The sequence below is a fragment of the Aeromonas sp. PrichA-15 genome, assembly GCF_017939245.1.
In the GTDB taxonomy this organism is placed as follows: domain Bacteria; phylum Pseudomonadota; class Gammaproteobacteria; order Enterobacterales; family Aeromonadaceae; genus Aeromonas; species Aeromonas caviae.
In genome coordinates, this window is sequence record NZ_JAGKRH010000025.1 from 1 (window position 1) to 20,273 (window position 20,273).

At 61.6% G+C, this 20,273-nt stretch carries 20 protein-coding genes and 1 pseudogene; 7 read left to right on the top strand and 14 right to left on the bottom strand.

Annotated features, from left to right (window positions below):
* Positions 1 to 207: 207 nt before the first annotated feature.
* The 3 genes from J9889_RS04185 to zur are packed head-to-tail and all read right to left on the bottom strand — an operon-like array spanning position 208 to position 1,350.
* A complete protein-coding gene (locus J9889_RS04185; RefSeq protein WP_039039956.1) occupies positions 208 to 435 on the bottom strand; it encodes a hypothetical protein in 228 nt (75 codons plus the stop codon).
* Between the two features lie 5 nt (positions 436 to 440).
* Entirely contained in the window at positions 441 to 902 is a 462-nt protein-coding gene (locus J9889_RS04190; RefSeq protein ID WP_010673043.1) for a chemotaxis protein CheX, read from the bottom strand.
* Positions 892 to 1,350 (bottom strand): zinc uptake transcriptional repressor Zur, encoded by a 459-nt coding sequence (gene zur, locus J9889_RS04195; RefSeq protein WP_010673042.1) that lies wholly within the window; start codon positions 1,348 to 1,350, stop codon positions 892 to 894. Before zur ends, J9889_RS04190 begins: the two co-directional genes overlap by 11 nt.
* Before the next feature lie 136 nt (positions 1,351 to 1,486).
* Here zur and dusA point away from each other — a divergent pair, with 136 nt between their 5' ends.
* Both dusA and J9889_RS04205 read left to right on the top strand, forming a co-directional pair.
* Positions 1,487 to 2,473 carry a tRNA dihydrouridine(20/20a) synthase DusA gene (gene dusA, locus J9889_RS04200; protein WP_210556011.1) on the top strand — a complete coding sequence of 329 codons (987 nt, stop codon included), beginning with the start codon at positions 1,487 to 1,489 and terminating at the stop codon, positions 2,471 to 2,473.
* A 2-nt stretch (positions 2,474 to 2,475) separates the two neighbouring features.
* Complete coding sequence (locus J9889_RS04205; RefSeq protein ID WP_210556012.1) at positions 2,476 to 2,625, top strand: hypothetical protein; 150 nt, start codon at positions 2,476 to 2,478, stop codon at positions 2,623 to 2,625.
* A gap of 83 nt (positions 2,626 to 2,708) precedes the next feature.
* Here the strand turns inward: J9889_RS04205 and J9889_RS04210 are convergent, their stop codons facing one another.
* Complete coding sequence (locus J9889_RS04210) at positions 2,709 to 3,134, bottom strand: hypothetical protein (protein ID WP_029313758.1); 426 nt, start codon at positions 3,132 to 3,134, stop codon at positions 2,709 to 2,711.
* A 113-nt stretch (positions 3,135 to 3,247) separates the two neighbouring features.
* On the bottom strand, positions 3,248 to 3,520 hold the full coding sequence (gene hupA, locus J9889_RS04215) for a nucleoid-associated protein HU-alpha (protein ID WP_005305063.1): 273 nt from the start codon (positions 3,518 to 3,520) through the stop codon (positions 3,248 to 3,250).
* Between the two features lie 338 nt (positions 3,521 to 3,858).
* Here hupA and J9889_RS04220 point away from each other — a divergent pair, with 338 nt between their 5' ends.
* On the top strand, positions 3,859 to 4,341 hold the full coding sequence (locus J9889_RS04220) for an Rsd/AlgQ family anti-sigma factor (RefSeq protein WP_029313757.1): 483 nt from the start codon (positions 3,859 to 3,861) through the stop codon (positions 4,339 to 4,341).
* Positions 4,342 to 4,443: 102 nt separating this feature from the next.
* The gene (locus tag J9889_RS04225; protein ID WP_029313755.1) at positions 4,444 to 4,830 is read left to right on the top strand and encodes a PilZ domain-containing protein; all 387 of its coding nucleotides are present in this window, start codon (positions 4,444 to 4,446) and stop codon (positions 4,828 to 4,830) included.
* 53 nt (positions 4,831 to 4,883) lie between these two features.
* Here J9889_RS04225 and radA read toward each other — a convergent pair whose 3' ends face one another.
* Positions 4,884 to 6,248 carry a DNA repair protein RadA gene (radA, locus tag J9889_RS04230; RefSeq protein WP_010673036.1) on the bottom strand — a complete coding sequence of 455 codons (1,365 nt, stop codon included), beginning with the start codon at positions 6,246 to 6,248 and terminating at the stop codon, positions 4,884 to 4,886.
* 100 nt (positions 6,249 to 6,348) lie between these two features.
* Here radA and J9889_RS04235 point away from each other — a divergent pair, with 100 nt between their 5' ends.
* Positions 6,349 to 8,724, top strand: a complete 2,376-nt coding sequence (locus J9889_RS04235; RefSeq protein ID WP_210556013.1) for a PilZ domain-containing protein — start codon at positions 6,349 to 6,351, stop codon at positions 8,722 to 8,724.
* 55 nt (positions 8,725 to 8,779) lie between these two features.
* Here J9889_RS04235 and J9889_RS04240 read toward each other — a convergent pair whose 3' ends face one another.
* Both J9889_RS04240 and serB read right to left on the bottom strand, forming a co-directional pair.
* A complete protein-coding gene (locus J9889_RS04240) occupies positions 8,780 to 9,685 on the bottom strand; it encodes an alpha/beta fold hydrolase (protein WP_041214455.1) in 906 nt (301 codons plus the stop codon).
* Between the two features lie 28 nt (positions 9,686 to 9,713).
* Complete coding sequence (gene serB / locus J9889_RS04245) at positions 9,714 to 10,718, bottom strand: phosphoserine phosphatase SerB (RefSeq protein WP_210556014.1); 1,005 nt, start codon at positions 10,716 to 10,718, stop codon at positions 9,714 to 9,716.
* Between the two features lie 193 nt (positions 10,719 to 10,911).
* On the opposite strand from serB, the gene J9889_RS04250 reads away from it, so the two are divergent.
* Complete coding sequence (locus tag J9889_RS04250) at positions 10,912 to 11,520, top strand: AhpA/YtjB family protein (protein ID WP_210556015.1); 609 nt, start codon at positions 10,912 to 10,914, stop codon at positions 11,518 to 11,520.
* 65 nt (positions 11,521 to 11,585) lie between these two features.
* Positions 11,586 to 13,832 (top strand): annotated as a pseudogene (locus J9889_RS24685) (PAS domain S-box protein).
* Positions 13,833 to 13,891: 59 nt separating this feature from the next.
* Here the strand turns inward: J9889_RS24685 and deoD are convergent.
* From deoD to J9889_RS04285, 6 genes are all read right to left on the bottom strand, one after another.
* On the bottom strand, positions 13,892 to 14,608 hold the full coding sequence (gene deoD, locus J9889_RS04260) for a purine-nucleoside phosphorylase (RefSeq protein ID WP_005341325.1): 717 nt from the start codon (positions 14,606 to 14,608) through the stop codon (positions 13,892 to 13,894).
* A 133-nt stretch (positions 14,609 to 14,741) separates the two neighbouring features.
* A complete protein-coding gene (locus tag J9889_RS04265; protein WP_039039948.1) occupies positions 14,742 to 15,950 on the bottom strand; it encodes a phosphopentomutase in 1,209 nt (402 codons plus the stop codon).
* Between the two features lie 14 nt (positions 15,951 to 15,964).
* Positions 15,965 to 17,296 (bottom strand): thymidine phosphorylase, encoded by a 1,332-nt coding sequence (gene deoA / locus J9889_RS04270; protein ID WP_210556016.1) that lies wholly within the window; start codon positions 17,294 to 17,296, stop codon positions 15,965 to 15,967.
* 82 nt (positions 17,297 to 17,378) lie between these two features.
* Entirely contained in the window at positions 17,379 to 18,152 is a 774-nt protein-coding gene (gene deoC, locus J9889_RS04275; protein WP_039039946.1) for a deoxyribose-phosphate aldolase, read from the bottom strand.
* 387 nt (positions 18,153 to 18,539) lie between these two features.
* Entirely contained in the window at positions 18,540 to 18,710 is a 171-nt protein-coding gene (locus J9889_RS04280; protein ID WP_010673027.1) for a DUF1427 family protein, read from the bottom strand.
* Between the two features lie 123 nt (positions 18,711 to 18,833).
* On the bottom strand, positions 18,834 to 20,108 hold the full coding sequence (locus J9889_RS04285; RefSeq protein ID WP_039039944.1) for a NupC/NupG family nucleoside CNT transporter: 1,275 nt from the start codon (positions 20,106 to 20,108) through the stop codon (positions 18,834 to 18,836).
* Between the last annotated feature and the right edge of the window lie 165 nt (positions 20,109 to 20,273).

Consider the following 20,273-nt stretch of genomic DNA (forward strand, 5'->3'; position numbering starts at 1 on the left):
CAACCGAGCCAGCATGTCGCCAGATGCCTCAACAACATCGTTCAGATCGTTTGCAATAGACATAAAAAATCCGGAACCAGTGATTGGTTCCGGATTGTCCTACAGCAGAAGGATCGGTCAATGGATCCTTAACTGATCAGCATTGCAGCATTCGCTGGCCTCTTTTTTGTTGGTGCAATCTGATCCATCCGTTGTGGAGAGCGCTCCTCAGAGTACGGTTGCGGGCTTGGGTTTGCCTGCAAGACCGTACCAGTGATGCTCAAACCGGCCCGCATGCCAGCGCAGGGTGCCCCAGGGCTGGTCAGCCTGCCAGCGCGGGAAGTTGATCTCCACGCGGTTGTCTTCGTACTTGTAGAGAGAGGTGCTGATCTCGATATCCGACAGGATAAGCAGCACCACCCCACCGATGACACTCCATTTCAGCATCTTCCACATGGCGATTACTCGAAGCAGATCTCGATGGTGGCACGGCCATACTCCGATTCGAACGGCATCATGATCTTGGCGCCGTCGGCCCGGTGAGTAATGGTGTGATTGGGACCGGAGACGATGACCGGGGTCGCCATGTCGAACTCATAGCCCTTCTCCCCCAGCATGCGTTTGGCGCCGCCCGTCACCATGTTGGTGATCTCGCCCACCATGTCGGTCACTTCCTCGTTGATGGTGGCCGGCGCCTCCCCCAGCATGCGACGCATGATCTCCAATGCCAGCCCCTTCTCGAAGCTGATTGAGAGGGAACCCCGGGTCTGCGGACCCACCATGCCAATCAGGCCGGAGACATCTCCCCGAGCCAGCTCGTCCGTCTTGCGCTTGGGCGCGCCCGGTTTGAGTTCCAGCTGTGCCATGGTGGAGAGCACGTTGAGCAGGGAGAGCAGGAACGGGTTTACAAAATCAGCCTTCATCTTGACTTCCTACGGTAGCGGAACAGCGGGCACATTGACCATGGGCTTCTATGGTCTTGTTGGTAATAGTAAAACCATGCTGATGAGCCTGCTCGGAAAAGGCGCCGTCGATGGCGGGATCGTGCAGCTCCACTACCTCACCGCAACGATCGCAGATCAGCAGTTGCATCGGGTGGGCATGGTCGAAGTGGCAGCAGAAGATGAAGGCGTTGAGCGACTCCACCTTGTGGGCAAAGCCCTGTTCGAGCAGGAAGTCGAGCGCCCGATAGACGGTAGGTGGTTTGGCATGAGCCTCGGTCTGCTGCAACTGGGCCAGCAAATCATAGGCACTGATGGCATTGCCGTGGGCGGCAAGCAGCCGGAGCACCTGGCGCCGTGTCGGGGTGAAACGGATCCCGCGCTGCTCGCAGAGGCGTTCCGCTCGTTGTAGAAGTTGGTCTTGATTCATGTTCACGCAGATACCCTGTCAATTAGCCGGATACTATCACAGGGCCCCCAGTGCGCGGCGACAAAATTCATTTTCTGGGGCTGTCTCACGTTGTGATAGAATCCCGCCCCTTGTTTGGCCAACCCGGATGATTTTTATGCAGGCGCAGCGCTTTTCCATCGCCCCCATGCTGGACTGGACCGATCGGCATTGCCGTTATTTCCACCGTCTGATGACCCGCCAGACCCTGCTCTATACCGAGATGGTGACCACGGGCGCCATCATCCACGGCAAGGGCGACTATCTGGGCTACAGCGAGCAGGAACACCCTCTCGCCCTGCAACTGGGTGGCAGCAACCCGGCAGACCTGGCCCGCTGCGCCAGGCTCGCCGAGGAGCGCGGCTATGACGAGATCAACCTCAACGTCGGCTGCCCCTCCGATCGGGTGCAAAACGGCCGCTTCGGCGCATGCCTCATGGGTGAACCCGCACTGGTGGCCGATTGCGTCAAGGCGATGCGCGACGTGGTCAACATTCCGGTCACCGTGAAGACCCGTATCGGCATCGACGATCAAGACTCCCACGAGTTCTTGCAGGCCTTCATCGAGCAGGTAAGGGACGCCGGTTGCGATACCTTCATCGTCCATGCCCGCAAGGCCTGGCTGAGCGGCCTGAGCCCGAAAGAGAACCGCGAGATCCCGCCCCTCGATTATCCTCGCGTCTACCGGGTCAAGCAGGATTACCCGGATCTGACCATTGCCATCAACGGCGGGGTGACCAGTCTGGAGCAGACTCTTGAACATCTGCAGCACCTCAACGGGGTCATGATGGGCCGCGAAGCCTACCAGAACCCCTACATTCTGGCCCAGGTGGACAATCTGGTGTTCGGCGAGAACCGTGCCGTGCCAAGCCGCCACGAGGTGGTGCGGATGATGCTGCCTTATATCGAACAAGAGCTGGCCAAGGGCAACTACCTCTCCCACATGACCCGCCACATGCTGGGGTTGTTCCAGAACATGCAGGGGGCGCGCGCCTGGCGTCGCCATCTGAGCGAGAATGCCTGCAAGCCGGGGGCCGACATTCAAGTGGTGCTGGACGCCATGGCCAAGGTGCCGGAGTTCGCGCCGGCCGACGCGGTGGAGTGATCATGTACCGCTTCACCGGATCCTGGCTGCACAAGGCCCTGGTGCGTCTGTGCGCCGGCCTGCTCACCATTCTCGGCATCAAGCTCAGCGCCTTCTATTTCATCGGGCTGCTGATCGTGCTGGGGCTGCACCGGGACCAGATCCTGAGCTAAGCGCCCCACGCTCCCGAACAAGAAAAAGCCGGCGCCCCTGCGCCGGCTTTTTTGTCACCACGGAGGCGACCCGACAGTCTGGCTTACTCCTCCTGAACCATGAACTGGAGTTCAGGGGGAGAAGAGGTCAGCACATCGGCGCAGTAATCCCAGGTCGAGATGCGGTAGTGCTGCAAATCTTCATCCAGGTGCAGCCCATCGGATTCCTGATGGAACCAGCTGGCGAAACGGGACGGGGTGATGAGCTGGATCTGCTCCTCGATGACGTGGCTGTCACGCCCCTCCGCCAGATCGCAGTCCTCCATCACCCGCACCGCGAAGATGTGGCGAAAACTCACCCGGCACAGGGGCAACGGAGGCAGATCGATGCTGCGAGCGCGCCCCAGCATGACGGTCAGGGTGTCGCTCCAGATATCCTGATGCAGTTCGGCAACGACCAGGCCGGGAGGGAGTTGACGAGAGGGAGCCCAGGGGACGGCTACCTGCCGAATGGCATTTTTCTGTTCCATATCCACCTCGCTACAGCGCATGCCATATCCTGAGTGTATCTGAAACAAATTTTGACGAAGATGGCAAGAAAAAACCCGGCACAAGCCGGGTTTCATTTGATTACAAGACGACCTTATTTGACGGCGTCTTTCAGCGCCTTGCCAGCCACGAAGGACGGCACATTGGCAGCTGCAATCTGGATCTCTTTACCGGTTTGCGGGTTGCGACCGGTACGGCCCGCGCGATGGTTGACCTTGAAGGTACCAAAACCCACCAACTGAACGGCATCGCCCTCTTTCAGGCTCTGGGTAATACCATTGATGATCTCTTCCAGAGCGACTTTGGCCTGAGCTTTGCTCAGGTCTGCTTTGGCGGCAATTGCATCGACAAGTTGAGCTTTGTTCATAACATTTCCTTTATGATCGGGCATTTAGCACCGGGCCACTCTATTCAAAAAAAAACACTCAGGCAAAGGCTTTATCAGCCGGATTGGCTTGAATGCTGGGGTTTTCATCAAGATCTGCGGAAATAGTCACATATATCGCCCCCTTGTCCCCTGGATGGGCGACAGGATGCGAAGTACCGGTGGGGAGAGGCATGCAAATCCCCGCCTGATGTAACAATATCCCTACACTCCTATTGACGGTCAACTGGATTTTCCCTAGTTATAGGAGTGTCGTCAGTCGATGAGAATGACCGGAGGCGTGCGACCCGAGTGCCGCATGCCATGCCCATGGAGGGACTATGTTAACTGAACTGGAAAAAACCAAGCGCGCACTGGCAGGCAAGCATAGAGCAATAGATGACTGGCTGGATGCCAGACAGGCGTTGCTGGTCGAGTACATGCGACTGGCAGGCCTCATGCCCGCCAAGTGCAAGCAACGCACCCTCCCAGGCCATGTAGAACTGCAACGTTTTTGCGAACAACTGGTCGATTATGTCAGCGCAGGCCATTTCGAGATCTACAACCACGTCGTCACCGCCTTTGAGCAAGCCAGCGGCGACAAACTGGAGCTGGCCAAGCGCATCTACCCCCATATCCGTGCCTGTACCGAATTCGCGCTGGAGTTCAACGACAAGTACAGCAACGCCGACGAAGCCCAGTTGCTGCAACTGGACGAGGATCTGAACCAACTCGGCCCCGTGCTGGAAGACAGGTTCAAACAGGAGGATCGGCTGGTCAAGGCGCTGCAGGTGGTGGAATCCCTCAGCCATCAGCAGGTCTGATATTCAATATCGGAGCCAGTTCAATATCCTGGCGTGCCAGCTGGATTACACTCTGCAACATGAAGGATGAGCATCTTGCTCGCACGCAGACCGGAGACGACCATGGCCGAGCGCCGCCACTTTACTCGGATTTTCTATTTGACCGCCGCCAAGCTCACCCAGGGTGAACACCAGTGGCGCACCCAGCTGGTCGACGTCTCCCTGCAGGGAGCCCTGCTGCTCAGACCCGAGGATTGGGTCGCCAGCGAGGACAAGGAGTACGAAATCTGCTTCGTGCTCGGGGGCAGCGACATCGAGATCAAGATGCAGGTCGAGCTGACCCACGAAGCCAGCAAAAAGCTGGGGTTTTACTGCCACCACATCGACATCGACAGCGCCACTCACCTCAAGCGGATGATCGAGCTGAACATCGGAGAGGAGCAACTACTCCATCGCGAGCTAGAGCAGTTGCTGCAAGAGCACCGAGACCACGTCCCCCCCGAATCCTGAGCGGGCGGGCAGAAAAACAAAGGAGCGTCCATACGCTCCTTTTTCATGGTCGGTTACAGGGCCTCGAGGGCATCGGAGAGTTTCTTCACCGGCACCACCTCCATCCCCTCGATGGGATGTTTGGGCGCATTGGCATGCGGGACAATGGCTCGGCGGAAACCGTGCTTGGCCGCCTCCTGCAGTCGCTCCTGACCCGAGGGCACGGGCCGTATCTCGCCGGAGAGTCCCACCTCGCCAAAGACTACCAGATCCTTGGGCAGGGCCTGATCCCGGAAGCTCGACACCATGGCCAGCAGCAGCGCCAGATCCGCGCTGGTCTCCTCGACTTTGACGCCACCCACCACGTTGATGAACACATCCTGATCCGCCATCTGCAACCCGCCGTGACGATGCAGCACCGCCAGCAGCATGGCGAGACGGTTGTGATCCATCCCCACCGCCACCCGGCGCGGATTGGAGAGCTGGGAGTAATCCACCAGCGCCTGCAACTCCACCAGCAGGGGGCGCGTGCCTTCCCAGATCACCATGACGATGGAGCCCGGCGCCTGCTCCTCCCCGCGGCTGAGGAAAATCGCGGAAGGGTTGCTCACCTCCTTCATTCCCTGCCCGGTCATGGCGAAGACCCCCAGTTCGTTGACCGCACCGAAGCGGTTCTTGTGGGAGCGCAGGGTGCGAAAACGCGAGTCGTGCCCGCCATCCAGCAGCACGGAGCAGTCGATGCAGTGCTCCAGCACCTTGGGACCCGCCAGGGTGCCGTCCTTGGTGACGTGGCCCACCATGAAGATGGCCACATGATTCTGCTTGGCATAGCGTGTCAACAGCGCCGCCGACTCCCGCACCTGGGAGACGGAACCCGGCGCGGACTGCACATCCGCCACGTGCATCACCTGGATGGAGTCGATGACCATGATCTGAGGCTGCTCCTGCTGGGCGATGAGACAAATCTGCTCGACGCTGGTCTCGGACAACATGCGCAGCTTGTCCGTGGGCAGACCCAGCCGACCGGCCCGCATCGCCACCTGTTGCAGTGACTCCTCACCGGTCACATAGAGGGTCTTCATGCGCTGCGCCAGGCCGCACATGGTCTGCAGCAACAGGGTCGACTTGCCGGCCCCGGGGTTGCCGCCGATGAGAATGGCCGAACCGGGGACCACACCGCCACCGAGTACGCGGTCCAGCTCCTTGAAGCCCGAGCTGAAACGGGGGATCTCCGTGGTAGCGATCTCCGCGAGGGTCTGCACCTGGCTGCCGACGGCGCCCGCATAACCGGTATAGCGAGCGCTCTTGCCGGGTGTCGTCACCCCCAGTCGCACCTCGGTGATGGTGTTCCACTCCTTGCACTCGCTGCACTGACCTTGCCAGCGGGTGAAGTCGGCTCCACATTCGGAACAAACATAGGCGGTTTTGTTTTTGGCCATGGATAACTCGGGGACAGGATGAATTCCTGCTTGATATACTTGTTTGCGACCGGCAGATCAAACCCAGAATCGGAAAAGTGACTTTCCGCGGCAGGAATACATGGATTCAGAACAACCACTACATCTGATAGAACAACTTGTCCCCCTGCTCCGGGAAAAGGACTTCGACGAAATCTTCAACCGTCTGACCCAGAACGAAAATACCAACAGCCGGTTCCTGCTGAAGATGGAACTCAAGCGCAAGTGCACCCCCTGCCGGCGCGTCATCGACATGCGCAACGAGCTGGGCGCCCTCTGTCAGGTGCATGAGTTCGACGGGGTGACCCACTTCATGCCCGCCGAGGCCATCGAGCTGTTTCAATCCCAGTGCTACCTATACCGGGACAGCTACACCCTGGGGGTCTACGAGGCGCTGCAAGCCTGGTACAAACTCAACCAGGGGCGCAGCGACAATCTGGCACTGCCCATCAGCCCGTTTCGTCCGTTCGATGTCAGTGCCATCCCCTTCGCCAGCCATTACGGGCGACAGGAAGAGCGCATGCACTTCAGCTCTCCCATGGTGCTCCAGCTCGCCAACGGCGAGAAGCTCCTCGCCAAGAGCTCCGACATCTCCCTCGGCGGCATCCGGGTATCCGTGCCCTATCTGCCCGACTACCAGACAGGCGACCTGATAGCCGTCTTCTTCACCGGACTGGAACGCGATCATCCCCATCCCCTGCTGCGTGACCCGGTCAGCTACCAGATCCTGGGGGAGGAGAGAAAAGAGGACAAATTCTGGCTCAGGCTGCTCAAGAACGGCGAGCATCCGGTGTTTGACGAGTTCCTGCGCGACTTCATCGAGCGCAACCGCAGCCGCTATCGCGTCAGCGTCGACTACCTGCTCTCCGCCGCCGTCATCAAGGGGTATGAGCAGTTCTATCTGCCGCGCATGACCGGCATGCCCCTCTATTTCGGCAAGGGCAGCATCCCCGCCCTCGAGATCGCCCTGCGCACCGAGAACAACCAGCACATTCTCGAATACTGGCGCGACGCCAAGAACCGCGACATGCTCGCCAGCCTCTTCACTGCGGCCCGCATGCCCTCGTTGCTTCCAGGCAAAGAGGGGCTGCGCGAGACGCTGATCTACAGCTTTACCCATGCGGTACGCAGCCACCTCTACTTCTTCTCCGCGACCCGGGAGGAGCTGGAACAGAGCGGACTGACCGCGCTCTTCTTCCTGATCGGCGCCCGCCGCCCCAGCTGGCGGGTATACAAGTTCAGCATGGAAGCCTGCACCCTGCGGGAGGCCGACCTCGACAACCCCCAGGGCGGGGCGAGCCCGTTGCAGGACAGGCTGCTGCGCGAGCGCCTGGCCCAGCTCGGATACGTGGGCATGCTGCAGGAGATCAACCTGGACAACCAGCGCGACGAGTTCCAGCGAGAGACGGGTCAGGATCCGCTCAACGCCAACGCCTTGCAGCGCTTTGGCCATGACATCCATGCCGCCCCCTTCGAGATAGAGACGCTGCACTATGTGCAACTGCGCAAGGAGGCGCGCTACATGCACAAGACGGCCATCGTCTTGCATCACAAGGAGCGATCCTGGGTCGGCTGGACCCGAGACATCTCGGCCCACGGCATGCAAATCGAGCTGGAGGAGCCGTTCGACGGGGAGAAGGGAGACATCATCACGGTGGCTCTGCCCCGCTTGCAGGAGCTCGCCAGGAACATGGACCTGCAACGCCTGCCCTATCGGCTGGTCAGCCTCAACCTGAGCAGAACCGTGCTGCATCTGTGCATCGAGGGGACGGCCGAGCGCCATACCGGCCACCAGTTCTTCAGCCTGCTGATCGAAAGCAACCAGAACAAGCTCAAGACCACCCGGGAGTTCAATCGCTATCGCGGCATGGCCAGGGCGCTGCGCAACCTCTACACCCACCACCTGTTCAACACCCCCGTCTATGTGAACAAACTCAAGGCCGCCCCGAAACTGGCCGCGGCCGGCCTCTCGCCACAACCACGCAGCCTTTCCCGTCTGCTGCGCATCTGTGCCGAGCAGGATCAGCAGTTGAACCTGTATCCCCTGTTCCAGGGGGCGCTGCTCAAGGCCCTGCTGCTCAATCCCCTGCGCGCCATCGAGCGGGAAGACAAGCCGGAAGAGGAGGAGGTCTACATCGCCGCCCTCCACTCCCAGGGGGGAACACCCCTGTTTCGCAGCCACCTGGCCAGCAGCTTCAGCTCACCGGATCAAAAGCGCCGCTTCATCGAGCTGGCTCGGCAACAGGGAGAATTCTATTCAGTACTGGTGGGCATTTCGCGCACCGGCCGCCCGGACACCAGTTTCATCGCGGGTGAACTGGACTACATCGCCAAGTTCGCCATTCACAAGGCCAAGAAGCTGGAAGAGGAGCTCTGGAGTGTCGTGGGCGTGGGTGAACTGACCGATACCACCGAGGCGACCCTGTTCCGCCTTGGCATACCATCCGGGCCCCGCTAGCCAGCAGGGCCGGGAGACAACAAAAACGGGCACGCAAGTGCCCGTTTTTTGTCTATCAGGCAGCCTGGGGGTTGCGCAGCCAGGCGAGGATGTCGGGGAAGTGATCCTCCTGTGCCTGGGGCGCCGTCAGCATGTTGATGTGGTCGTAATCGAGCCGGTTGCCGTTGTCCCGCCCAAGGCGGGTGTGGCGGGCGGCCGAGCCCATCTCGTCGCTGAAGCGACGCACGTCGACGGGGTGGCCAAGTACCTTGTCCGCCTTGGCGGAGATCATCCAGAGCGGGGGCCAGTTGACCCGGCTCGCCGCCTCGTCATAGGCGAAACCATCAAAGGGATCCTGCCAGGGCCCGCACTTGACCCAGGGGATGGTCTCCTGCAGGTAGCGCAGGGGCTCATCATCGGCCCCTATCTTCAACCGGCGGGCGGCCAGAAATCCCCGGCGGCGCGCCAGCCAGGGGGCGAGCCGGTTCCAAATCAGATCCACCTTCAACCAGCGCTCCGGGTTCTGCACCGAGACCCCCCGCTTGGTGCCGAAGAACACCAGGCTGGCAACCTGCTCCGCCAGCTCGGGGAAGCGCACCAGGGTCGAGGCCATGATGACGCCGCCCCAGGAGTGGGCCATCCAGTGCACCCGGGCACCGGCATGGCGGGCCGATACCCAGCGCTGCAGTGCGGGCAGATCCTCGGTGATCAGCTCATGCTGACCGTGGCCGGCCCGCTCGGCGATGGTCGGAGTGCTCAGGCCCCGACCACGCAGATCCGCCACATAGACCTGATACCCGTGGCGAGCCAGAAAGCAGGCCAGCCCCTTGCCCGATTCGGTGTAGAAGATGCGGCCGTTCTCGATGGCCCCGTGCACCATCAGGATGGGGTCGGCATGCACCGCGACACCGGGCTGGATATGGCGCACATGGAGTCGATGCTCACCGCAGGGGACAAACAGGGATTGCTGTAACAGTTCCATCTCGTGATCGACTCCTCCTTGAGCGGGATCAGCACCAGCGTCGGTCGCGACAGGCCAGGGCGCCGAGCAGGCAGAGCACCCCTTCCAGATCGTGGTGATTGAGGGTCGCCGCCGCCTGGGCACGTACCAGGGGTTTGGCATGAATGGCAATGCCCAGCCCCGCCACCCCCATCATCTTGAGATCGTTGGCACCATCGCCGACCGCGACCGTCTGGGATGCAGCCACCCCGTACTCCGAGGCCAGCTGTTGCAGTGCCTCGGCCTTGGCTGCGGCATCGACGATGGGGCCGCTCACCTTGCCGGTCAGCAAGCCCCCTTCCATCGCCAGCTCGTTGGCGAAAATGGCATCCAGACCCAGGGCACGCTGCAACTCGCCGGCAAAGCGGGTGAAGCCACCGGAGGCGATCGCCACCTTCCAGCCAGCCTGCTTGAGGGTTTCGACCATGAGTGGCAGGCCCGGCATCCAGGGCATGTCGGCCGCCACCTCGTCGAGGATGGTGACCGGCGCCCCTTCCAGCAGCGCCACCCGGGCACGCAGACTGTCGGCAAACTCCAGCTTGCCCTGCATGGCCGCCGCGGTAACGGCCGCCACCTGCTCACCGACCCCGGCCAGCCGCGCGATTTCGTCGATGCACTCTATCCTGATCGCGGTGGAATCCATGTCCATCACCAGCAGACCGGGCTCACTCAGGGTAGGCAGGGCGGCCAGATGACACAGGTCGATGTCCCACTCCTGGGCTTTGAGCACCTGCACCAGCTCGGGGGAGAAACGGTTGGTGCCAAGCAGCAGCAGCGGAATATCGGCCTGCTCCCCTGCGGGATAGAGGCTGGCCTCGAGCCCCAGGGCATCCAGCTGCTGGGCCAGGCGGGCCAGATGACCGGCCTCCAGCCCCTTGCCAAACAGAACAATCCAGGCGCTGTCATGGGCGTTGGCCGCGGGCAGCAGGACTTCGTTGGTGAGCTGCCAGCAGGGGGCACAGCTCAGGGCCCCGGACCAGTCGTGCAGGGAGCGGGGAAGTAGGGACAACAACATAAGAGAGACGCCTTCCTTGGAAATCATGGGGTTCATCATGCGGGCCCAGAGTAGCGTATTGCTTTTTGTACAGGCAAGCGCCAAGATCCCGCCTGCGGTGCGGGCAGACATGGAAACAGACCACCCTGTTTCCCGCTTCGCGGCACCGGGGCACTAGCCAGCCCCGCTCATCCATTACCAGAGGCCCGGTTCTGTGCGTCATCTTCCCATCAAACGTGTTGTCAGCCTGGCGGCGGGAGTCCTGCTCGGTCTCTGGGTGCTGGTGCTGCTCATCCACATGCAGGGAGAGAGCCAGGCCGCCCTGCACGCGGCGGCACGGGACAGGGCACAGGCGCTGGTCGCCTATGCCGCCCGGGACATGCGCCGCTGGATCAAGGAGGACAAGGAGAGCGAGCTGGAGAGACTGGCGCAGGATCTGGCCGCCGAGCCTGACATTCTGGATGTCACCCTCTATGACGCCCGCGGTATTCCCCTCGCCCAGTCGGACAACGCCCTGCCGCTGGACAGCCTGCTGCCCATCGGCAGCGACAACAAATCCCTGCCGGAGCAGGGCAAGGGGCGCATCCAGTTCGTCAAGGAGATCCAGGACGAAAACCTGACCCTGGGCTATCTGAGGATCACCCTGGAAGAGCAGAAACTGCTGGCCGCACAGGATACCCATCTCAAGGTCAACCAGGAGAAACAGCGCCTGATGCTGCTGGTGATGCTGCTGGCCGGCCTGCTCATCTCCTACGGGGTGCGTCGCAACTACATGCGGGTGCGCAAGCACAAGAAACAGAGCAAACCCGCCGCTCCGCAATAAGCGGGAGTGGATCACATCCTCCGGCTTGTATATAACACTGGCAAGATCACTGGCAGGAGAGCCACATGATTGCCCCCCCCTTGCCGCTGGATGAACACAGTCGACTGGAACGACTGCGCATCCTCGGCCTGCTCGACCACGAGCCCATCGATCAGCTTGATCGCCTCACCCGGCTCATCACCCGCCATTTCGCACTCCCCATCGCCATGGTCTCCCTGACCGACGTGAACAGGCAGTGGTTTCTCGCCCGCACCGGGGTCGATATGTGCGAGATCAACCGGGAGCACTCCTTCTGCGGTCATGCCATTTTGCGCCCCGACATCATGCAGGTACCGGATGCCAGACGGGATCTCCGCTTTGCCGACAATCCGCTGGTGACCGATGATCCCGGCGTGGTCTTCTACGCCGGTCGGCCCCTGCGGGCGCTGGATGGCGTGGTGCTCGGCACCCTCTGCCTGGTGGACCATGTGCCACGCCATCTCGACGAAGATGCCTGCCGGGATCTCGACGACTTCGGCCGCCTGGTGGAGAACACCCTGCACGATCTGGAGCGGCGCCACCAGGTGCGTACCCTCAACCAGGTGCTGGAAGACAAGGAGCATCTCTTCACCCTCACCTTCAACCAGTCGTCGGTGGGCATGGCCCTCTCCTCCCTCGAGGGGAAATGGCTGAGAGCCAACCCGGGGCTGGAGCGGCTGCTCGGTTACAGCGAGCACGAGATGCTGAGCCGGACCTGACTCGCCATGACCCATCCCGAAGATCTGCAACGGGAGCAGCCCCTGTTCGATGCCCTGATCGCGGGGCAACGGCAGGATTACCGGCTGGAGAAGCGGATGATCCGGGCCGATGGCACCCAGTGCTGGGTCCAGCTCAGCGTGACCCTCTGCCAGAGCCGCACCATGGCCCCCCACATGATCGCCGTGTTTGCCGACCTCACCGAGCGCAAACAGGCCGAAGCCGAACTCGTGCGGCTGCAGCAAGGGCTCGAGCAGCAGGTGCAGTCACGGACCAGTGAGCTCTCCCGCACGGTGGAACAGCTGCATCAGGAGATGCGCGAGCGCGGCGCCATGCAGCAGCAGCTGTGGCAGGAGCAGCGCCGTCTGCAGCACATGCTGGAGCACACCAGCAATGCCTTCCTCGAGCTCGATGCCGATTTCATCATCACAGGCTGGAACCCGGCCTCCACCACCCTGCTCGGCTGGCACGCCGACGAGATGCTGGGCCGCTCCCTCTCAGGGCTGCTTGGCGCCGATCACCCCCTGCTGAGCCTGTCAGGCAACCCGCAGAGTCCGCCACGGCGGCTGGAGTGCGACATCATCACCCGCACAGGCCGGCACATCCCGGTCGAGGTGATCGCAGAGCGCTACCAGTTCGACGGCAAGGTGCGCATCGCCCTGTTTTTGCACGACATCACGGCCCGCCGCCAGGTGCTCGCGGAGATCGAGCGTGGCCGTGCCCGACTGCGGGCCATCACCGATGGCCTGCCGGTCACCATCAGCATGGTGTCGCCCGAGGGGCGTTACCTCTTCGCCAACCAGGCCTATTGCCGCTACTTCGGGCTCGATACCGAACAGATGCGGGAAATGAGCGTGCGGGACGTCATCGGCGAGGAGGCCCACGGCAGGGCCATGGCCTATGTGGCAAAGGCCCTGTCCGGTGAACAGGTGAGTTTCGAGCGCCGCTTCGATCTGCCCATAGGTCAGCGTGACCTCAGGATCACCATGATCCCCAGCCGGGGCGACGAGCCCGGGGTCTACATCCTCGGCAGCGACATCACCGAGTTCAAGGCGCTGCAAAGCCAGCTGGAACACGAGGCGGCTCACGACCCCCTCACCGGCCTGCCCAACCGGCGCGCCTTCACCCTGCGCCTCTCCCGGGAGCTGGAGCGGGTGCGCCAGAATGCCGAACCCCTGGGGCTGCTGTTCCTCGATCTCGACGGCTTCAAGGGGATCAACGACAGGCTGGGACACCACGTCGGCGATGCTCTGTTGCAACGCTTCGCCCAGGTGCTGAGTGCCGAGGTGCGCCCGGGGGACATGGTGGCGCGCCTGGCAGGTGACGAGTTCACCATCATACTGCCTGCCCTGCGCCAACCCGCGCAGGAGCTGCCTGCCCTGTGCGAGCGGCTGCTGGCGGCCATGGCGGTTCCCGGGGACGTGGCCGGTCATCGGCTGCCCCTTGCCGGCAGCATAGGGGGCGCCCTCTGCCACTCGGGCCAGTATTGTCACATCGACGATCTGCTGCACCGGGCCGATGCCGCCATGTACCAGGCCAAACAGGCGGGCAAGGGGCGCTTCGCCCTCGATCTCTGACCGTGCTTCGCATAAAAAACGGCGGCCCGAGGGCCGCCGTTTTTTATGCGCGAGGGGGATCAGTTGTCACCCAGCAGGACGGAGTCCAGCGCGATTTCGATCATGTCGTTGAAGGTCAGCTGACGCTCTTCGGAGGTGGTCTGCTCACCAGTACGGATATGGTCGGAGACGGTGCAGATAGTCAGCGCCTTGGCACCGTACTCGGCGGCCACGCCATAGATACCGGCGGCTTCCATCTCGACACCCAGGATGCCGTATTTTTCCATGACGTCGAACATGGAGGGGTCCGGGGTGTAGAACAGATCGGCGGAGAAGATGTTGCCCACGCGCACGGCCACGCCCTTGTTCTTGGCGGCCTGAACGGCATTGGCCACCAGGTCGAAGTCGGCGATGGCGGCGAAGTCGTGGTCCTTGAAGCGCAGACGGTTCACTTTGGAGTCGGTGCAGGCACCCATGCCGATCACCACGTCACGCAGTTTCACGTCTTCACGCACGGCACCGCAGGAGCCCACGCGGATCAGGGTCTTCACGCCGTAGTCGGTGATCAGCTCTTTTGCGTAGATGGAGCAGGACGGGATGCCCATGCCGTGGCCCATGACGGAGATGCGACGACCCTTGTAGGTGCCGGTGAAACCGAACATGTTGCGCACGTCGCACACCTGCTCGACGTTCTCCAGGAAGGTTTCGGCGATGTACTTGGCACGCAGGGGGTCGCCCGGCATCAGCACGGTATCAGCAAAGGCGCCATCTTTCGCATTGATATGAGGAGTTGCCATTCTCTTTATTCCTTCACACTAGGTTGAGTTTTATTGTCTTTATGGATTGTCCGCTGCCTGCGCGGCGGCGGTACATTACAGGAAACCGGGGCCCTGTGGCACCCCGGGCAGGCGAACCGGCCCGGGGTCACCATCACAGGAAGCTGGTACCGTATTGCAGCTTGGGCAGGCCGTGGTAGGCCGCGATGCTCTGGCCGATGTCGGCGAAGGTCTCGCGACGACCGACGGAGCCCGCCTTGACCGGCTTGCCGTAGAACAGCACCGGAATGTATTCGCGGGTGTGGTCGGTACCACTCCAGGTCGGGTCACAGCCGTGGTCGGCGGTCAGCACCACCACGTCGCCATCCTGCAGCAGGTCGAACAGCTCCGGCAGGCGGGAGTCGAAGTACTCCAGCGCATCGGCGTAGCCCTTGACATCACGGCGGTGACCGTAGGAGGAGTCAAAATCCACGAAGTTGGTGAAGACGATGGTCTGGTCACCGGCCGCTTTCACCTCTTCCAGAGTCCTGTCCCACAGCTCGGTCAGACCGGTCCCCTTCACCTGCTTGGTGATGCCCTGCTGGGCATAGATGTCGGCGATCTTGCCGATGGAGACCACCTGGCCACCCGCTTCCTTCATGTAGTCCAGCACGGTCGGTGCCGGCGGCAGCACGGAGTAGTCGTGGCGGTTGCCGGTGCGCTTGAAGTTGCCCTTGCCGCTGCCCACGAACGGACGCGCGATGACGCGGCCGATGTTGTAGGGCTCCAGCAGCTCGCGCACGATGTGGCACAGCTCATAGAGCTTCTCGAGGCCATAGGTCTCTTCGTGGCAAGCAATCTGGAACACGGAGTCGGCAGAGGTGTAGAGGATCGGCTTGCCGGTGCGCATGTGCTCTTCGCCCAGATCGTCCAGCACCTGGGTGCCGGAGGCGTGGCAGTTGCCCAGATACCCGGGCAGACCGGCCTTCTCGACGATGGCATCCAGCAGCTCCTGCGGGAAGCTGTTGTGGTGGTCATGGAAGTAACCCCACTCGAACAAGACGGGCACGCCGGCAATCTCCCAGTGACCGGACGGGGTGTCCTTGCCGGAGGAGAGCTCCTGGGCAAAGCCGTAGGCACCGATCACCTCGACATCCTTGTTCAGTCCGGCCGGGAAGGTGCCGCTGGCGAGTTCGCCCGCGTGGCCCAGACCCAGCTTGCTGAGGTTTGGCAGGTTGAGAGCGCCACGGCCCTCGATCTCACCGGCGGCGCACGCCTTGGCGATATGGCCAAGGGTATTGGCACCCACGTCGCCGAACTTGTCGGCATCGGCGGCAGCACCAATACCGAAAGAGTCCATCATCAGAATAAAGGTACGTTTCATGGGACTTCCCCTTGTTACAAATCAGCCAGACCGATGCGACGGTAAACCTCGGGCAGCGCCTCTGGTCGGGTGTCGCCGATCTTCACGGCAGCCTGCACCATGCGGGCAGCCTCGGCAAATTGAGCTTCTGTCTGAGCGTGGATCAGGGCGAGCGGCTTGTCAGCATCGACGCTCTGACCCAGGCGGATAAAGTCGGTCAGACCGACGGCATAATCGAGTTTGTCGGCGGCGGCGCGGCGACCGCCCCCCATGGCGACCACCGCCAGGCCTAGTTCACGGGTATCCATCGCGGTGACGAATCCGCTGTGGGCCGCGTAGATGGGGCGCACGATGGCGGCTTTGGGCAGGTAGGCGTCATAACGCTCCATGAAGTCCGCCGGGCCACCGAGGCCGGTCACCATGCGACCGAAGATCTCGGCGGCCTTGCCGTTGTCGAGCACCGCCTGCAGCTTGGCACGGGCGTCCTGCTCGTCGCTCGCAAGCCCCGCGGAGATCAGCATCTCGGCGCACAGGGCCAGGGTCACTTCGTGGATGCGCGGGTTGCGATACTCACCGGTCAGGTAGCGCACCGCCTCGCGCACTTCCACCGCGTTGCCGGCGCTGGAGGCCAGCACCTGGTTCATGTCGGTCAAGAGTGCTGAAGTACGGCAGCCGGCACCGTTGGCCACGGCGACGATGCTCTTGGCCAGTTCCTCGGAGGCTTCAAAGGTCGGCATGAAGGCGCCGGAGCCCACCTTCACATCCATTACCAGGGCTTCGAGCCCGGAGGCAAGCTTCTTGGAGAGGATGGAGCCGGTGATCATGGCAATCGACTCGACGGTGGCGGTGATGTCCCGTACCGCATAGATACGCTTGTCCGCCGGGGCGAGATCGCCGGTCTGGCCGATGATGGCGACACCCGCCTCTTTCACCACTTTCAGGAAGCGGTCGTTGTCGACCGAGGTCTGGTAGCCGGGGATGGCGTCCAGCTTGTCGAGGGTACCGCCGGTGTGGCCGAGACCACGGCCGGAAATCATGGGCACGAAACCGCCGCACGCAGCGACCATGGGGCCCAGCATCAGGGAGACGACGTCACCCACACCGCCGGTGGAGTGCTTGTCGACGATGGGGCCGCCCAGGTTGAGGTGATCCCAGGTCAGCACCATGCCGGAGTCGCGCATAGCGCAGGTCAGGGCGACCCGCTCATCCATGGTCATGTCCTTGAAGTAGACCGCCATGGCCAGGGCCGCTATCTGCCCCTCGCCGATGGTGTTGTTGGTAATGCCCTGAACGAAGAATTGAATCTCTTGGGTACTGAGCGCTTCACCGTTGCGCTTCTTGCGAATAATTTCTTGAGGCAAAAACATCTTTCATTCCCTCCGTGCACAGTGCACGAACACAGACCGAACCAGATCCGGAAGGGGGCGGCGCACCGCCCCCTGCCGCCGCTTAGTAACCGCTGGTATTGGCAGGCTTGTCGCCATGCCCCAGGGTCGCCAGCAGGCTGGCCAGCAGGCTGGAGGCGCCGAAGCGGAAGGTGCGGGCGGATACCCAGTCCTTGCCCAGGATCTCTTCGGCCATGGCCAGGTACTGACCCGCCACGGCGGCGTCTTTCACGCCACCGGCCGGCTTGAAGCCCACTTTCGGGTTCTTGGCCTTGATCACTTCCATCATGATACGGGCCGCTTCAGGGGTCGCGTTCACCGGCACCTTGCCGGTGGAGGTCTTGATGAAATCGGCACCGGCGTCGATGGAGATCTCGGAGGCGCGACGGATCAGCGCCTCTTCCTTCAACTCGCCGGTCTCGATGATCACTTTCAGCAGTACCTTGGCGCCGCAGGCTTCCTTACATGCTTTGACCAGATCGAAGCCGACCTGTTCATTGCCGGCCATGAAGGCGCGGTACGGGAAGACCACGTCCACCTCGTCGGCACCGTAGGCCACGGCGGCGCGGGTCTCGGCCACGGCGATCTCGATGTCGTCGTTGCCGTGGGGGAAGTTGGTCACGGTCGCGATGCGCACGTCGGCAGCGCCGATGTCACGCAGGGTCTTGCGCGCGATGGGAATGAAACGGGGATAGATGCAGACGGCGGCGGTCAGGCCAGCCGGAGACTTGGCCTTGTGGCACAGGTCGATCACCTTCTGATCGGTGTCGTCATCGTTCAGGGTGGTCAGGTCCATCAGGTTCAGGGCGCGTTGGGCGGCCACTTTCAGATCAGTCATGCTATGTCTCCAAAGTCTTGTTAAGCCCCATCACCCGCGATCGGCTTCACCGAACACCAAGGGTCGGCAGAGACGTTCCCGGAGCAACGGGATATGGAATTGCAGCGCAAATGCACAGGCAATACGGCTGCAAATAAGGCAAGAGCCCTGTCACTTTCTTACAAAAGTGCGGACTTGGTTCCATGAAGACTTGAGAAAGGCCGACTACGCAGACCCGACTTCCCAATCAATTCCATTTGACCGCCAACACCCGGATTCACCGGGCATTAGTCAATGCCAGCACCCTGCTGGCATCGCCTATTTCAGCCGAGATACCCCGTGTTTGCAAGCCGGATTTGCCAATTTCAGAGGTACCTCACACCCGGCAAATCCAGCGCTGGAAGGCGCTTAAGAGAAGAAGCGGGTCAGGATCCAAGAGTAGGCAATGCCCCCCAGATAGACCCCCACGATCCCCATGACGCCGGAGAGGACGGGCGGCGCCGGTATCGGCAACTTGAGGAAAGAAAACAACACCCCAACGATAAAGCCGGCCGCCATAGCCAGTAGCACTTCATTCATAGAACCTCCGATTTGACTCACTTTATTATTAGTCTTGACAGGAAAACGGTTGTCACCACCCCAAACGAGAACGCCACAGCAAATCGCTGTGGCGTTCGTCTTTATCCTGTCAGTCAGGCGATGTTACATGCCGGACAGCGCCAGGAAGAAGCCTGCGATGGTCGCAGACATCAGGTTGGACAGGGAACCTGCCAGCACGGCCTTCAGACCGAACTTGGCGATGGTGCCGCGACGGTTCGGTGCCATGGAGCCCAGACCACCCAGCAGGATGGCGACGGAGGACAGGTTGGCGAAGCCGCACAGGGCGAAGGAGATGATCGCCTTGGTGTGCTCGGACATGGCCACACCGTTGATCAGCACTTCATCCTTCAGGTAGGGGGCAAAGTTCAGGTAAGCCACGAACTCGTTGACCACCAGCTTCTGACCGATGAAGGAACCGGCCACGACCGCTTCGCTCCAGGGCACGCCGATCAGGAAGGCCAGCGGGGAGAACAGCCAGCCCAGCAGCAGCTCCAGGGAGAGTTGCGGGTAACCGAACCAGCCGCCCACACCGGAGAAGATGCCGTTGATCATGGCGATGAGGCCGATGAAGGCCAGCAGCATGGCACCCACGTTCAGGGCCAGTTGCAGACCGGCGGAGGCACCGGCGGCGGCAGCGTCGATCACGTTGGCAGGCTTGTCGTCCAGCTCACCTTCTGCGGTGTTCTCGTCGTAGCTCGGGGTCTCGGTTTCCGGTACCAGCAGCTTGGCGAACAGCAGACCACCCGGGGCAGCCATGAAGGAGGCGGCGATCAGGTATTCCATCTTGACGCCCATGGAGGCGTAACCGGCCAGCACGGAGCCGGCAACGGAAGCCAGACCACCACACATGACGGCAAACAGCTCGGAGTCGGTCATCTTGGAGATGAAGGGACGTACCACCAGCGGGGCTTCGGTCTGACCGACGAAGATGTTGGCAGTGGCGGAGAGGGATTCGGTACGAGAGGTGCCCAGCACCTTCTGCAGACCGCCGCCCAGCAGCTTGATCACCCACTGCATGATGCCGAGGTAGTAGAGTACCGCGATCAGGGAAGAGAAGAAGATGATGACGGGCAGGACGCGGAAGGCGAAGACGAAGCCACCGCCACCGAATACTTCGAACATCTTGTTGCCAACCAGACCACCGAACAGGAATTCGATGCCGTTCTGGCCATAACCGATGACGCTGGAGACGGCGTCGGACACGCCCACCAGGATGTCACGACCGACCGGCACGTAGAGCACGAAGGCCCCCAGACCGGCCTGGATGGCAAAGGCGCCACCTACGGTACGAATTTTGATTGCCTTGCGGTTGCTGGAGAACAGCACCGCAATCAGGACGAGCGTCGCCATCCCTACCAGACCCATTATCAGATTCATTATTAACACTTCCTCTTTAGTAGCACCTGCCAGCTTGTTAACGATTTGTGTATTGAAGCCGCTAATCAAGGGTGCGCATTATACTAATTACGGTGCGACAAAATAGAATACTGGTCACATTTTATAAGCCACAAACGGCCTGAACATCGTTTAATTAGACCGCAA

Coding starts and splice junctions, on each gene's coding strand:
- J9889_RS04185 (WP_039039956.1), bottom strand. CDS start 435: ATGTGGAAGATGCTGAAATGGAGTGTCATCGGTGGGGTGGTGCTGCTT.
- J9889_RS04190 (WP_010673043.1), bottom strand. CDS start 902: ATGAAGGCTGATTTTGTAAACCCGTTCCTGCTCTCCCTGCTCAACGTG.
- zur (WP_010673042.1), bottom strand. CDS start 1,350: ATGAATCAAGACCAACTTCTACAACGAGCGGAACGCCTCTGCGAGCAG.
- dusA (WP_210556011.1), top strand. CDS start 1,487: ATGCAGGCGCAGCGCTTTTCCATCGCCCCCATGCTGGACTGGACCGAT.
- J9889_RS04205 (WP_210556012.1), top strand. CDS start 2,476: ATGTACCGCTTCACCGGATCCTGGCTGCACAAGGCCCTGGTGCGTCTG.
- J9889_RS04210 (WP_029313758.1), bottom strand. CDS start 3,134: ATGGAACAGAAAAATGCCATTCGGCAGGTAGCCGTCCCCTGGGCTCCC.
- hupA (WP_005305063.1), bottom strand. CDS start 3,520: ATGAACAAAGCTCAACTTGTCGATGCAATTGCCGCCAAAGCAGACCTG.
- J9889_RS04220 (WP_029313757.1), top strand. CDS start 3,859: ATGTTAACTGAACTGGAAAAAACCAAGCGCGCACTGGCAGGCAAGCAT.
- J9889_RS04225 (WP_029313755.1), top strand. CDS start 4,444: ATGGCCGAGCGCCGCCACTTTACTCGGATTTTCTATTTGACCGCCGCC.
- radA (WP_010673036.1), bottom strand. CDS start 6,248: ATGGCCAAAAACAAAACCGCCTATGTTTGTTCCGAATGTGGAGCCGAC.
- J9889_RS04235 (WP_210556013.1), top strand. CDS start 6,349: ATGGATTCAGAACAACCACTACATCTGATAGAACAACTTGTCCCCCTG.
- J9889_RS04240 (WP_041214455.1), bottom strand. CDS start 9,685: ATGGAACTGTTACAGCAATCCCTGTTTGTCCCCTGCGGTGAGCATCGA.
- serB (WP_210556014.1), bottom strand. CDS start 10,718: ATGTTGTTGTCCCTACTTCCCCGCTCCCTGCACGACTGGTCCGGGGCC.
- deoD (WP_005341325.1), bottom strand. CDS start 14,608: ATGGCAACTCCTCATATCAATGCGAAAGATGGCGCCTTTGCTGATACC.
- J9889_RS04265 (WP_039039948.1), bottom strand. CDS start 15,950: ATGAAACGTACCTTTATTCTGATGATGGACTCTTTCGGTATTGGTGCT.
- deoA (WP_210556016.1), bottom strand. CDS start 17,296: ATGTTTTTGCCTCAAGAAATTATTCGCAAGAAGCGCAACGGTGAAGCG.
- deoC (WP_039039946.1), bottom strand. CDS start 18,152: ATGACTGATCTGAAAGTGGCCGCCCAACGCGCCCTGAACCTGATGGAC.
- J9889_RS04280 (WP_010673027.1), bottom strand. CDS start 18,710: ATGAATGAAGTGCTACTGGCTATGGCGGCCGGCTTTATCGTTGGGGTG.
- J9889_RS04285 (WP_039039944.1), bottom strand. CDS start 20,108: ATGAATCTGATAATGGGTCTGGTAGGGATGGCGACGCTCGTCCTGATT.